This window comes from Lachnoclostridium sp. An14, assembly GCF_002160755.1.
Classification (GTDB): Bacteria; Bacillota; Clostridia; order Lachnospirales; family Lachnospiraceae; genus Lachnoclostridium_A.
The window spans coordinates 1-12,875 of record NZ_NFLE01000037.1; the positions used below are offsets into that span (position 1 = coordinate 1).

General features: G+C 55.8%; 13 protein-coding genes. 12 read left to right on the forward strand and 1 reads right to left on the reverse strand.

Annotation, left to right across the window (positions count from 1 at the left end):
- The first annotated feature begins 107 nt into the window (after positions 1-107).
- Complete coding sequence (locus tag B5E84_RS16415) at positions 108-995, forward strand: LysR family transcriptional regulator (protein WP_087224733.1); 888 nt, start codon at positions 108-110, stop codon at positions 993-995.
- 54 nt (positions 996-1,049) lie between these two features.
- Here the strand turns inward: B5E84_RS16415 and B5E84_RS16420 are convergent, their stop codons facing one another.
- Positions 1,050-1,958, reverse strand: a complete 909-nt coding sequence (locus tag B5E84_RS16420; protein WP_087224736.1) for an AEC family transporter — start codon at positions 1,956-1,958, stop codon at positions 1,050-1,052.
- A 574-nt stretch (positions 1,959-2,532) separates the two neighbouring features.
- Between B5E84_RS16420 and B5E84_RS16425 the strand changes: the two genes are divergently transcribed.
- The 11 genes from B5E84_RS16425 to B5E84_RS16475 all read left to right on the forward strand — a co-directional run bounded on the left by B5E84_RS16425 (position 2,533) and on the right by B5E84_RS16475 (position 12,869).
- Complete coding sequence (locus B5E84_RS16425; protein ID WP_087224738.1) at positions 2,533-4,434, forward strand: BglG family transcription antiterminator; 1,902 nt, start codon at positions 2,533-2,535, stop codon at positions 4,432-4,434.
- Positions 4,435-4,444: 10 nt separating this feature from the next.
- Entirely contained in the window at positions 4,445-5,044 is a 600-nt protein-coding gene (locus B5E84_RS16430; RefSeq protein WP_087224741.1) for an RDD family protein, read from the forward strand.
- Positions 5,045-5,150: 106 nt separating this feature from the next.
- Positions 5,151-5,474: a PTS sugar transporter subunit IIA gene (locus tag B5E84_RS16435; protein ID WP_087224744.1), complete on the forward strand. Its 324-nt coding sequence runs from the start codon at positions 5,151-5,153 to the stop codon at positions 5,472-5,474.
- A gap of 37 nt (positions 5,475-5,511) precedes the next feature.
- Positions 5,512-5,832, forward strand: a complete 321-nt coding sequence (locus B5E84_RS16440) for a PTS sugar transporter subunit IIB (RefSeq protein WP_087224747.1) — start codon at positions 5,512-5,514, stop codon at positions 5,830-5,832.
- Positions 5,833-5,886: 54 nt separating this feature from the next.
- Positions 5,887-7,260 (forward strand): PTS sugar transporter subunit IIC, encoded by a 1,374-nt coding sequence (locus tag B5E84_RS16445; protein WP_087224750.1) that lies wholly within the window; start codon positions 5,887-5,889, stop codon positions 7,258-7,260.
- Positions 7,261-7,300: 40 nt separating this feature from the next.
- Complete coding sequence (locus tag B5E84_RS16450) at positions 7,301-7,825, forward strand: GrdB-related putative oxidoreductase (RefSeq protein WP_087224753.1); 525 nt, start codon at positions 7,301-7,303, stop codon at positions 7,823-7,825.
- A gap of 165 nt (positions 7,826-7,990) precedes the next feature.
- Positions 7,991-8,947 carry a glycosylasparaginase gene (locus B5E84_RS16455; protein WP_087224756.1) on the forward strand — a complete coding sequence of 319 codons (957 nt, stop codon included), beginning with the start codon at positions 7,991-7,993 and terminating at the stop codon, positions 8,945-8,947.
- 21 nt (positions 8,948-8,968) lie between these two features.
- On the forward strand, positions 8,969-10,078 hold the full coding sequence (locus tag B5E84_RS16460; protein ID WP_087224759.1) for a Sapep family Mn(2+)-dependent dipeptidase: 1,110 nt from the start codon (positions 8,969-8,971) through the stop codon (positions 10,076-10,078).
- A gap of 26 nt (positions 10,079-10,104) precedes the next feature.
- Positions 10,105-10,839, forward strand: a complete 735-nt coding sequence (locus tag B5E84_RS16465; RefSeq protein ID WP_087224762.1) for a copper homeostasis protein CutC — start codon at positions 10,105-10,107, stop codon at positions 10,837-10,839.
- Entirely contained in the window at positions 10,836-11,699 is an 864-nt protein-coding gene (locus B5E84_RS16470; RefSeq protein ID WP_087224765.1) for a YitT family protein, read from the forward strand. The genes B5E84_RS16465 and B5E84_RS16470 overlap by 4 nt, the downstream gene beginning before the upstream one ends.
- 78 nt (positions 11,700-11,777) lie before the next feature.
- A complete protein-coding gene (locus tag B5E84_RS16475) occupies positions 11,778-12,869 on the forward strand; it encodes a DUF871 domain-containing protein (RefSeq protein ID WP_087224768.1) in 1,092 nt (363 codons plus the stop codon).
- The last annotated feature ends 6 nt before the right edge of the window (positions 12,870-12,875 follow it).

Sequence of the window (12,875 nt, forward strand, 5' to 3'; positions counted from 1 at the left end):
GGTCCAACAGGAGGCCCGGGGGTGACTTGCCACCGCATCGGAACCCCCGGGCCTCCTGTTGGACCCCTCCGCCGCCCCCAAATTTTCAAGAAAGGACCCTCAAAGCTATGGAAATCCGCCCCCTAATCACATTTTTAAGAGTCTCCGACCTTCAAAGCTTTACCCACGCCGCCGCCCAGCTAGGCTACTCCCAGGCCGCCGTCACCATCCAGATGCGCCAGCTGGAGGAAGAACTGGGCGTCCAGCTCTTTGAGCGCATCGGCCGCCGCGTCCGCCTGACAGAGGCCGGCACTGCCTTCATCCCCAAGGCCCGGGAAGTATTATACGCCGTCCGCGCCGCGAAGGAATTTGGAAAGACGGGAGAGGAGCCGGAGGGGAAACTGCGGGTGGGAATCTCCGAATCCCTGTTGGGCAGCGTCCTTCCTCCGGTGATCATGGACTTTTGCCGCTGTTACCCCAAGGTGGAGCTTTCCACCTGCACCGGCATGACCGCGGAGCTGTTTGACATGGTCAGGCAGAACGACATTGACATTCTCTACTTTATCGACAGGAAAACCGACTTCCCGGAGTGGATAAAGGTGGCGGAGCGCAGGGAGCCTACGGTGTTTGTGGCCGCTGCCGGCCATCCTCTGGCGGGAGAGAGGAACATTTCCCTGGAACGACTCCTGAAAGAGCCCTTCCTTCTCACGGAAAAAGGGGTGAGCTACCGCTATGTCATGGAGCAGGAGCTGGCCGCCGCCGGCCTGGAAATCCGCCCCTTTCTGGAAACGGGAAACACCGCGGTCATTGCCAGGATGGTGATGAATCAAATGGGGATTTCCTTCCTCCCGGAGTTCGCGGTGCGGGAGCCACTGGCTGCCGGCCGCCTGGTGGTTTTGGATACCGCCTGTCCGGAGATCCGGATGTGGAGCCAGCTCGTCTATCATCGGAACAAGCTGGTGACTCCACAGATGGAGAAGTTTATAGAGATGATGAAGAATATGATATTTGTGTAAATAAATAGCGATGGCCGCCAAAACAGCCATCGCCAGGAGAAAAACGAAAAAGGATCAGAGAAGCAGCATTAAAAGCGGCACCGTAATCAGGGAAATGAGCGTCGTCGTCACCACGCACCGGGAGGCAAAGTCCGCGTCCACCCCGTATTTCACCGACAGGAGCACCGACGTGCTCCCCGCTGGCATTCCTGTGAGGATCAGGGACAGGCCGGTGAGCATGGAGGACATTCCCAGGCCCTTCAAAGCCGCCAGAGCCACTAAAGGCAGGGCGATGAGCCGGATAAAGGCCAGATAGAGGATGCTGGGCTCCACCATGGAGGAGAGGGACACATCCACCAGCATGGTCCCGATGATAAACATGGACAGGGGCGTGGTGATGTCCCCGATGTCGCCGATGGCCGTCTCCAGAAAGCCCGGCAGGGGAACGCCTATGAGCTGGCGCAGAATCCCTAAAAATACGGAGATGATGCAGGGGTTTAAAAAGATGTTTTTGCAGCTCTCCTTAAAATTCGAGGTGGTAAAGAGGGAAATGCCCGCCGTCCACATGGCGATCCGGTTGGGGATGATGAAGATGGAGGCGTAGAACAGCCCGTCCGTCCCGTAGACGGAGCTTACCATGGGCATTCCCAGAAAGCCGGAGTTATTGACCAGGGTGGTGTACTGGAGCACGCTCTTTTTCTCCCTGGGGAACCGGTTGTAGAGGAGCTTTCCGCCAAGGTAAGACAGGATGGTGATGCCCATGGCCACCGCGAAAATCACCGCCGTCTCCCGCAGCACCTGGGGCGTCAGGGGCTTGTTGAAGGAGGCGAAGATCATGCAGGGCAGAGTGATTTTTAAAATCAGATCCGTCAGCTTCTGCTTGGTGTGGCCGTCGATGATGCCTCGTTTCGCGCAGTAAAAGCCGACGGCCAGATAGATGATTAAGATCATCTGGGTATTGAGCATTTTCAAAAAATTATCCATGAGAAAACCTTCTTTCTGTAAACGTATCTTACCGCATATTCTGTATTATAAGTCCCGCGTTCCGGAAACACCACTTAGAAAACGTGGATGCTGCCATCAATTTTTCTAATGGAAGTGGAAAAATGAGGAGAAATCCTGTATAATTTTTGAATTGCCTTCCTAACAGTGCGGAAATAGACGGCGTGCCTGGCAGGGAAGAAGAATGGTATGATAAGACACAGAACGGACACGGCCGCTAACGCGGTCATCACAAATCATGAAAGCCAGATGGCTCCACGCCTACGGCGTTCCGCCATCTGCCGACAGTATTCGAAATCCGGGCTGCCGCCCTACTTTCTTATTTAACAGGAAACTGCATTTCCTGTTAAATAAGAATGCTCCGCAAGGAGGCGCACTCCGCGCAAAGGAAACTGGCTGCTGGCGCAGCCGCGCTCCGGCGCGAGTGTGCGCTGTTCGCGCACACTTTTCTATACTGTCTTGCCCGTCTGATGCCGATATATCTGTGCGCGCGAGCGCGCCCATCTATATCGCCGTCATCCGGGGCTTTCATAGTACATAAGGATGGTGATTGAAAATGCTGTCAAAGCGCCAGAGCCATATCATAGACCTGCTGAACAACGAGATGGGCCCCATGACGGGAAAAGCCCTGGGGAAGGCCCTGGGGGTGTCGGACCGGACCATCCGCTCCGACGTGGAAGGGATCAACAGCGAGTACGGCTGCGAACTGATCCGGGCCAGCAGGCGAAACGGCTACTACGTGGATCACGAGCTGATGAAGGCCCAGAACATCAGCAGTCAGGAGGTGATCCCCCAGACGGCCCAGGAGCGGTGCGTCTATCTGATCAAGGAGCTTTTGTTCCGCAACCGGGAGATCAATCTGATCGACCTGCAGGAGCGGGTGTTTGTCAGCGGTTACTCCATTGACAACGACCTGAGAAAAATCCGGGAAATGATCCGCAAATATCCCGGCCTCAAGCTGGTGCGCTCCAAAAACCACATCCGCCTTTTGGGGGATGAAGGGGACAAGCGCAGGCTCTACAAGGAGCTGCTCATGGAGGAGACAAAGGGGAATTTCGTGAATTTAAACGCCATAGCGGAGATTTGGAAGGACTTTGACCTTCTGAAACTGGAGGACGATTTTGCGGAGATCTGCGAAAAATACGGCTACCGCATTTCCGAGATGGAATACCCCCTGATCATGCTCCACGCCGGCGTTTCCATCGAGCGGATGCGAAACCACAACTACGTAAGCGAGGAGGAAACCCTGGAGGAGGGAGAGGGCAGAGAGTACCAGATTGCCGACGAGCTCTTTGCCAGGATCTCCGATATTTACAAGGTGAAACTGGTAAAGGACGAGGTGCTGCGGTTTGCCGGCCTTTTGAAGGGGAAGGACCGCCTGCCGAAGGCGGAAGCGAGGAAGGCGGAGGAGGACGAAGGGATGCAGCAGCTGATGCGGGACATCCTGGAGATCCTGAGAAACGAGTTTGACATCGACCTATCCGGGGATCAGGACTTCCAGAGCGGCATTATCGCCCACATCCGCCTGCTGATGAAACGCCAGCAGAACCAGGTGACGGCCAACGACCTCTACCTTCAGGAGCTGAAACGGAAATATCCCCTGGTATTTGAGATGGCGGTGCGGGTGGCCTGGTGCATTGAGGGCTACTGCGGCACGCGGCTGAACGAAAATGAAATTTCCTTCCTGGCCCTTCACCTGGGGGCCGCCTGTGAGCGGATGGACGCCTCAGAGCAGTACCGGGTGGTGGCCATCATCCCCAACAGCTACACCATGTCAAAGCCCTGCGTGGACAAGCTGATGCTGCGTTTCGGCGACAGGATGAGCATTGTGCGGGTGTGCAGCTTTTTTGAGGAGAGGAGAATTCTCCAGGACAACCCGGACATGATCCTCACCACTGTGCCCTTAAAGCACCATATGGACATTCCCACGGTGCAGATTTCCCTGTTTTTAAACGGGGAAGACGAGAGCCGTGTGTTTCAGATGTTAAACCTCCTGGACCGGGAAAAATATCACAAGGATTTTGTAAACCTCATGGAGCGGCTGATGCGCAAGGACCTGTTCCACATCCGTCCGTCCATGGAAAGCCGGGAGGAGATATTAAATTTCCTCTGTGACAGCCTTTACGAAAAGGGACTGAGCGGCGAGAAATTCAAGGAAAACGTGTTCCGCAGAGAGGCCCTCTCGGACACCTCCTTCGTATACGGCTTTGCGGTGCCCCATGCCATCGAGGCGTCCACCATGGAGTCCTGCATTTCCATTATGATCCTGCGGGAACCGGTGAAATGGGGAGATTTCAACGTGAGCCTGGTGGTGCTGCTAGCCATCCGGGAGACGGACAACAGCCTGTTAAAGGTATTCTTTGACTGGCTGTGCAACATCGTGACTGACAATAACAAATTCCAGGAGCTGATTCACTCCTCCAGCTATGAGGAGTTTATGAATCATGTAATCCGGTAAAGGAGGAGCTATGACAAAATTAGCGGGAACCCGCCATGAACAGGATAAGGGGAGACGGGAGGAAGGGAAAGCGCAGGATCTGCCAGCGGCCGGGCTGAGCCGCCGGTTCATCGCCTATCTGGTGGACTGGTACATCGGCGGCCTGGCCACGTCCCTGCCCATCTCCGCCATTGCCTGGAAACTGTACGGATCCATGCAGAACCAGAACATTATGAGCTTTCCCCATCCCTACGGCGTCATCGTCGGCCTGCTGGCCCTGGGCTTTGCCCTGATGTACTACGCCGCGGTGCCCATTCTTTGCTGGCGGGGCCAGACCCTGGGGAAACGGTGGCTGAAATTAAAAATCGTGGACGCCAGCGGAAGTGAGGCCACTGCCGGCCAGCTGCTTTTGCGCCAGGTGGTGGGAATCATCATCGTGGAAGGCAGCCTGGTGTCCGCCAGCGCCATCTGGCACCAGTTAGGCACCATGCTCACCGGCGTGGATCTGGTCACGGCCTTAATGTACGCTGGTATGGGAATCAGCATTGTATCCGCCGTGCTGGTGCTGGTGGGAAAGCACCGGGCCATCCACGACTTCATCGGCGGCACCAAAGTGGTTTTGTGGAAATAATTTCCTAAGTTTTAGGAAACACTGGTAACAAAATAACGGAAAAGAACGTGTTATACTCTGAACTATCAGAGGATATTCACAAATATCAAGAAAGGAGAGCGTGAATATGGAAGGATTGGAGCTGATCTGTTTTAACATCATTTCGTCCGTAGGAATGGCAAAATCCAGCTACGTGGAGGCCATGAGAGCAGCGGCGAAGGGAGACTACGAGCTCTGTGAGGCAAAGATGAAGGAGGGAGACGATTTCTACTCCAAGGGACACGACGCCCACTTAGAGCTGCTGGCCAAGGAGGCCAACGGCGAGGACTTCGCGCCGGGCGTGATCCTGATGCACGCCGAGGACCAGATGATGGCCGCTGAGGTGGTTCGTCTGATGGCCGAGGAAAACATTAAGATGAGCAAGAAAATCCAGGCCCTGGAAAACAAATAAGGAGCCTGCAAATAAAAAAGGAAAGGTAGGTAAAACAATGAAAAAGATTTATCTGTTCTGCAGCGCTGGAATGTCCACCAGTATGCTGGCGAGCAAAATGCAGGGTGTGGCTGACGCTCACAACGTACCAGTAAAGGTAGCCGCTCATCCCCACAACAAGATTGGTGAGATCATCGCCACCGACCGTCCGGACTGCATCCTCTTAGGACCGCAGGTAAAGTATATGTACGACGAGACGGTTGCCCAGTACGGCAAAGAGAACATCCCGATCGCTGTCATCGACGCCGCCGCTTACGGCATGATGGACGGAGAAAAGGTGTTAAAGACGGCGATCAAGCTGATCAAAGAGAATAAGTAAACGGAATGACTGCCGGCGCAGTTATCACCAAATCAATAAGGGGGATAAAACATCATGCTGAGCAAGCTTGAGAAAGTTCTGATGCCTCTGGCGGAGGCCATCGGAAGAAACAAATATCTGATGTCTGTCCGTGACGGTTTCCTGGTTTCTACACCACTCCTGATCGCGGGCTCCATTTTCCTGGTAATCGCAAACTTCCCGATTCCGGCGTGGACGGAATGGATTTCCAGCGTCGTGATCAACCCGAACACCGGCGAGACCCTGGCGACCTTCTTAGGAAAGCCGTCTGACGCCACATTTACCATCATGGCTGTATTCGCCGTCATGGGTATCTCGTATTCCTTCGCGAAACACATGAATACGAATCCCTTATTCGGCGCTGCCGTGGGACTGATGTCCTGGTTCCTGTTAATGCCCTACCTGGTAGAGGGCAGCGTGACCGTGGGTGAGACCACCCAGGCTGTGAGCCTTTCCGGACTGACCCTTGGCTGGCTGGGAGCGAAAGGTATTTTCGTAGGTATTATCTGCGCCTTCACATCCGTGCACATTTACGCGTGGGTGGAGAGAAAAGGCTGGGTTATCAAGATGCCAGACGGCGTACCGCCGACGGTTGTGGAGTCCTTCTCCGCTTTGATTCCGGCGATCATCGTTATGACTGTGTTCTTCATCGTCAACCTGATCTTCGGCGCATTCGGAACCAACGCGTTCCAGATCATCTTTGAGTTCCTGCAGACGCCTCTGTTAAACTTAGGCGACACTCTGGGAGCCATGGTAACCGCTTACATCTTCCTGCACTTCTTCTGGTTCTTCGGCGTAAACGGAGGATCCGTAGTAGGTGCGGTGTTCAACCCGATCTTACAGACCCTGTCTCTGGAGAACCTGGAGTTCTTCCGCACAGGCGTAGGCGAGGGACATATTATCTGTCAGCAGTTCCAGGATCTGTTTGCCACCTTCGGCGGCGCCGGCTCCACCTTATCCCTGGTGATTGCCATGATCCTGTTCTGTAAGTCCAGACGTATCACGGACCTTGGAAAGCTGTCCCTGGTACCCGGCATTTTCAACATCAACGAGCCGATCATCTTCGGTCTGCCCATCGTGCTGAACCCGACGATGATCATCCCGTTCATGATCGTGCCCACTGTAAACATTGTGATTTCCTACTTCTGCATGGCCATGGGCCTGGTTCCCATCTGTTCCGGCGTGAACATTCCGTGGACCTGTCCGTTAGGAATTTCCGGATTCCTGGCTACCAACTGGGTAGGCGGCGTGCTTCAGATCGCCCTGCTGATCTTAGGCGTTGTGATCTATATGCCGTTTATCAAGATCATGGACAAGCAGTACTTAAAGGATGAGGAGGAAGCCGCTAAGAAGAAAGAGGCGGACGACGACGATATTTCCCTGGACGACCTTTCCTTTGACGATCTGTAAAAAGACCGCCCTCCGGGGATGAAAGGAGATGGATTTAACCATGAAAATTATTATGATTTATGACCAGATCCAGTCCGGCGCCGGCATCAAGGACGACCATATGGTGCCCCTGGGAGCCAGCAAGGACCCCGTAGGCCCGGCTGTGATGATGGAGCAGTATTTAAAGAAAGTGGACGGCCGCGTAGTGGCCTGTCTGTACTGCGGGGACGGCTTTTACGAGGCCAACCCGGCGGAGGTGAGCCGCAAGCTCTGCGCCATGGTGAAGAAACTTCAGCCTGACGTTGTCATCTGCGGCCCGGCCTTCAACTACCTGGGATACGGCAAAATGGCCGCTGAGGTGGCAAAGGACATCATAGACACCACCGGAGTGCCGGCATTTGCCGCCATGTCCAAGGAAAACGAGGAGACGATCGCTGCTTACAAGGATAAGATCCACATCGTGGAGACACCGAAGAAGGGCGGCTTTGGCTTAAACGAGGCCCTGGAAGGAATGTGCCTGATGGCTCATGCCATGGTAAATAAGGATAAGGAAGCAGACGTTGCAGCCAAGTATTGTTTTAAGTAAGTGAGAGAAGGGGAATGTGGCATCTGCCATGTTCCCCTTGTGCTTTTTTGCGGAAAAATTTTGTGCCCGCGTTTCCTGAAATCGGGAAAGGCTCCGGCGGGGATGACCGGAGCGCGCCTTTCAGGATAATAGAGAGGGCCGCGGAGAAAAAAGGAGGATTACATTATGTGGGGAATTATTGCGACCTGGAGAATGGCTTATGAGGGGATTGAGAAGGCCAGCGGAATGTTAAAAGAGGGTGGAGACGCCGGAGACGCCATCGAGGAGGCGGTAAAGGCGGTAGAGGACTTCCCCTACTACAAATCCGTAGGCTACGGCGGCCTGCCCAACGAGGAGATGGAGGTGGAGCTGGACGCCGCCTACATGGACGGCGACACCCTGGACATCGGCGCCGTTGCCGCCATCAAGGATTTTGCCAACCCCGTATCCATCGCCAGACGGCTTTCCAAGGAGCCGGTGAACAACCTGCTGGTGGGCGAGGGAGCGGAGAAGTTCGCCCACAAGGAAGGCTTTGAGCGGAAAAATATGCTGACGGACCGGGCAAAAATCCATTATAATAACAGGAAGAAGGAGATTGCCCAGACGGAGATCAAGCCCTACGCCGGCCATGACACCGTGGGTATGGTCTGCCTGGATTCCCATGGAAAGATGACCTCCGCCACCTCCACCAGCGGCCTGTTTATGAAACGGAAGGGCCGTGTGGGCGACTCCCCCATTTCCGGCTCCGGATTTTACGTGGACAGCAAGGTAGGCGGCGCCAGCGCCACCGGCCTGGGCGAGGATGTGATGAAGGGCTGCGTGTCCTATGAGATCGTCCGCCTGATGAAGGAGGGAATGCACCCCCAGGAGGCCTGCGAGAAGGCAGTGGCCATGTTTGACAAGGAGTTGAAGGAGAGACGGGGCAAGGCCGGAGATATGTCCCTCATCGCCATGAATAACAAGGGCGAGTGGGGCGTAGCCACCAACATCGAAGGCTTTTCCTTCGCCGTGGCCACGGAGAACGAGGCTCCCGTGGTATACCTGACGAAGAATGTGGACGGAAAGTGCGTTCACGAAGTGGCGAGCCAGGAGTGGCTGGACGACTACATGAGGACCAGAACGGCCCCCTTAAAGGAGCTGTAAAAAGGAGGCGCGAAAACGGCGATGGAAGATAAGATCCTGAAAAAGGTAGAGGAGCTGTCAGGAGAGATGATCGACACCATCATTGAGATGGTAAAGATCGACAGCGTGGAGAGCGAGGCAAAGCCGGACGCCCCCTTTGGGAGCGGAGTGAAGGAGGCCCTGGACGCGGCCCTGGCCCTGGCGGAAAAGATGGGCTTTGACACGGTGAACGTGGACAACTACATGGGCTACGCCTCCTACGGCGACAGCGAGGACTACGTCTGCGCCGTGGGCCATCTGGATGTGGTTCCCGTGGGGACGGGCTGGAAACAGCCCCCCTTCAGCGGCTACGTAAAGGACGGAACCATTTACAGCCGCGGCGTCCTGGACAATAAGGGGCCGATTTTCTCCTGCCTCTATGCCCTCTACGCCCTCAAGGAGCTGGGGATCCCCTTAAAGCGCCAGGTGCGTATCCTCTTTGGCTGCGATGAGGAGACCGGCTTTGAGGATTTGAAATACTATCTCTCCAAGGAAAAACCGCCGGTGATGGGCTTTACCCCGGACTGCAAATACCCGGTGGTGTACGCGGAGCGGGGACGGGCCGTGGTGGAGATCCGGCCGGCCTCCAAGGAGCGGTTTTTCCACCTGATGAATCAATACGTGCTCAACGCGAAGAATAACGGTGAGCGGTTCCATATCGACTTTAAGGACGAGGAGTTCGGCCAGCTGGAGGTGCGCAATTTCAAGATCCTGCCTCCGGAGGCGGAGGACGGGATTCCCTCCCTGCAGTTTGCCGTCAGCTATCCGGCGGGCTGCACCACGGAGCAGATCCTGGGAAATATCCGCGCCGAGCTGCCGGACATGGAGACGGTGCTGGTGACGAACATGGACCCGGTGCGGTTTGAGAAGGACTGCCGCCTGGTGGACACCTTAAAGTACACCTATGAGAAGGTGACCGGCATGGACGGCACCCCGGTGACTACCACCGGAGGCACCTACGCCAAGATGATGCCCAACATCGTGCCCTTCGGCCCCTCGTTCCCCGGCCAGAAAGGCATCGGCCATCAGCCGGACGAGTGGATGAAGATCGACGACATCATCACCAACGCGAAGATTTACGCCCTGAGCCTGTACTACCTGGCGAAGGATTGAAAAGAAAACGGATGTGAGGTAAGATCATGATAGAGATTTGCTGCGGAAGCTATGAGGATGCCCTGGCAGCCTGGCGCGGCGGGGCAGAGCGCATCGAGTTAAACTCCGCCCTGGCCCTGGGCGGGCTGACCCCTTCCATCGGCTGTTTAAAGCTGGTGAAGGCGAATACGGGGCTGAAGGTGATCTCCATGTCCCGCCCGCGGGCGGCAGGATTCTGCTATACCGAGGGAGAGACGGAGCAGCTGCTCGCGGACGCGAAGGAGCTGATGGAAAACGGCAGTGACGGCATCGCCTTCGGGTTCCTGACAGAGGAGCGCCAGGTGGATGTGGAAAAGACGAGAGCCATGGTGGAGCTGGTGCACCGCTATCACGGGGAGGCGGTGTTCCACCGGGCCTTTGACTGCGTGACCGATCCCATGGCCGCCATGGAGACCCTGATCAGCCTGGGGGTTGACCGGGTGCTCACCAGCGGTCTGAAGGAGAAGGCCGTGGACGGGGCGCCTCTGTTAAAGGAGCTCTGGGAGAAGTACGGCTCTCAGGTGGAGATCCTGGCAGGCAGCGGCGTAAACGCCGGAAACGCCAAGGCTCTCATGGAGGAGACGGGACTCACTCAGGTCCATTCCTCCTGCAAAGACTGGAAAACGGACGTGACCACCTCCGGAGAATCGGTGAATTACCGTTTCGCTCCGGCGCCCCACGAGGACGACTACGACGTGGTCAGCGAGGATCTTGTAAGAAAGCTGGTTGAACAGACGAGATGAACGGAACGCGCATTTTCAAACGGTATGCCATTACGACGGCGGCGGTGATCGTGTCCGCCCTGCTGCAGGCCTTTGCCATGCAGACCTTTTTAAACCCGGTGCAGATCCTTTCCAGCGGTTTCACCGGCATGGCGGTGCTCATTGAGAAGATCACCTCCATTTACGGGATCCATTTTTCCACCTCCCTGGGAATGATCGCCTTAAACCTTCCGGTGGCTGTGTTCTGCTTTAAGCACATCGGAAAGAAGTTTGTGATTTTTTCCATGGCCCAGGTATTTCTGGCCAGCTTTTTCCTGCGGTTTGCCCATTTCACGCCTTTGTTTGAGGATCCGCTGTTAAACATCTGTTTCGGCGGTTTCATCTACGGCATGGCCATCGTCACGGCCTTAAAGGGAAATGCCTCCACCGCCGGCACGGACTTCATCGCCCTCTACGTTTCCAATAAGACGGGAAAGGCCATCTGGCAGTACGTGTTTATGTTTAACGCCGGGATGCTCTGCGTGTTCGGCTATATGTTCGGCTGGGAGTACGCGGGATATTCCATTATGTTCCAGTTTATCTCCACCCAGACCATCGACCGGTTCTACCACCGGTACAAACGGGTGACCCTGCAGATCACCACTCACAACCCGGACGCGGTGGTGAGCGAGTATATCAAGTATTACCGCCACGGCCTGTCGGTGATGAACGGCTACGGCGGCTACAGCAAGCAGAGCATGAGCCTGCTGCACACGGTGGTCTCCTCCTATGAGGTGCAGGACATCGTGCACCACTTAAAGAGCGTGGATCCCAAGGTAATCGTAAACGTACTGCCCACGGAAACCTTCTTCGGCGGGTTCTATCAAAAGCCCATCGACTAGGAGGCCGGAGCGGGTTAAAATAGAAGGAAAACAGTTATCACTGCCCCGCGCCGGACGGCGGGGAGAAGGAGGATCATTATGCACAGATTAGGAATTTCAGTTTATCCGGAGCGTTCCACCCAGGAGAAGGACTTCGCCTACATGGAGCTGGCGGCAAAATACGGGTTTTCCCGGATCTTCACCTGTCTGCTCTCTGCCAGCAGCGACCCGGAAGTGATCAAAAAGGAGTTCGGCGCCTTTTTAAAGAAAGCCCATGAGCTGGGCTTTGAGGTGGCGGCGGACACCAACCCGGAGGTGTTTAAGAACCTGGGAGCCACCCCGGAGGACTTATCCATCTTCCACGAGCTGGGACTGGACATTATCCGTCTGGACGGTCATTTTGACGAGCTCCAGGACGTGCTGATCACCAGAAATCCCTACGGCATCAAAATCGAGTTCAACGGCAGCTCCGACGCCGACGTGGAGCGGCTGATCGCCCACGGCGCCGACAAGAGAAACATCATTATCTGCCACAATTTCTACCCGGAGCGCTACTCCGGCTTAAGCCAGAAAACCTTTGACCGGTTCAACGAGAAATGGGGCGCCCTCGGCCTGACCACGGCGGCCTTCGTTTCCAGCCAGGCGGAGCACACCTTCGGCCCGTGGGAGGTTTACCAGGGGCTTTGCACCCTGGAGGCGGACCGCACCCTGCCCATCGACGCCCAGGTGCGCCACATGGTGGCCTGCGAGGTCATCGACGACATCCTGATCGGAAACGCCTTTGCCACGGAGGAGGAGTTAAAGGCCATGGCCTCCGTCAAACTGACCAATACCACAGTGAAAATGGACGAGGCAGAGGGCCTGTCCGAGGCGGAGAAGGACGCGGTGTACCACTTCGTTCACAACGGCAGAAACGACGCCAGCGAGTACTACATCCGCTCCAGTTTCCCCAGACTGCAGTTTAAAAACAGGGAAATCCCCTTCCGCCCCTGCGACAAAAAGACATTTACCAGAGGCGATGTGCTGGTGGTGAACGACAACCTGGCCCACTACCGGGGCGAGGTGGAGATCGTGCTGACGGAGATCGAAAACGACGGCCAGAGAAACCTGGCGGGCCGCATCGCCGGTACGGATATGCGGATCCTGGACGAGATGGAGAAACGGCCGGTTCATGTGTTTGAGATCATCTGAGCCGTT

Excerpts from the sequence above, each read along its gene's own strand:
- B5E84_RS16445 (WP_087224750.1), top strand. The coding sequence starts at position 5,887 with ATGCTGAGCAAGCTTGAGAAAGTTCTGATGCCTCTGGCGGAGGCCATC.
- B5E84_RS16465 (WP_087224762.1), top strand. The coding sequence starts at position 10,105 with ATGATAGAGATTTGCTGCGGAAGCTATGAGGATGCCCTGGCAGCCTGG.
- B5E84_RS16415 (WP_087224733.1), top strand. The coding sequence starts at position 108 with ATGGAAATCCGCCCCCTAATCACATTTTTAAGAGTCTCCGACCTTCAA.
- B5E84_RS16440 (WP_087224747.1), top strand. The coding sequence starts at position 5,512 with ATGAAAAAGATTTATCTGTTCTGCAGCGCTGGAATGTCCACCAGTATG.
- B5E84_RS16460 (WP_087224759.1), top strand. The coding sequence starts at position 8,969 with ATGGAAGATAAGATCCTGAAAAAGGTAGAGGAGCTGTCAGGAGAGATG.
- B5E84_RS16475 (WP_087224768.1), top strand. The coding sequence starts at position 11,778 with ATGCACAGATTAGGAATTTCAGTTTATCCGGAGCGTTCCACCCAGGAG.
- B5E84_RS16425 (WP_087224738.1), top strand. The coding sequence starts at position 2,533 with ATGCTGTCAAAGCGCCAGAGCCATATCATAGACCTGCTGAACAACGAG.
- B5E84_RS16430 (WP_087224741.1), top strand. The coding sequence starts at position 4,445 with ATGACAAAATTAGCGGGAACCCGCCATGAACAGGATAAGGGGAGACGG.
- B5E84_RS16450 (WP_087224753.1), top strand. The coding sequence starts at position 7,301 with ATGAAAATTATTATGATTTATGACCAGATCCAGTCCGGCGCCGGCATC.
- B5E84_RS16420 (WP_087224736.1), bottom strand. The coding sequence starts at position 1,958 with ATGGATAATTTTTTGAAAATGCTCAATACCCAGATGATCTTAATCATC.
- B5E84_RS16470 (WP_087224765.1), top strand. The coding sequence starts at position 10,836 with ATGAACGGAACGCGCATTTTCAAACGGTATGCCATTACGACGGCGGCG.
- B5E84_RS16435 (WP_087224744.1), top strand. The coding sequence starts at position 5,151 with ATGGAAGGATTGGAGCTGATCTGTTTTAACATCATTTCGTCCGTAGGA.
- B5E84_RS16455 (WP_087224756.1), top strand. The coding sequence starts at position 7,991 with ATGTGGGGAATTATTGCGACCTGGAGAATGGCTTATGAGGGGATTGAG.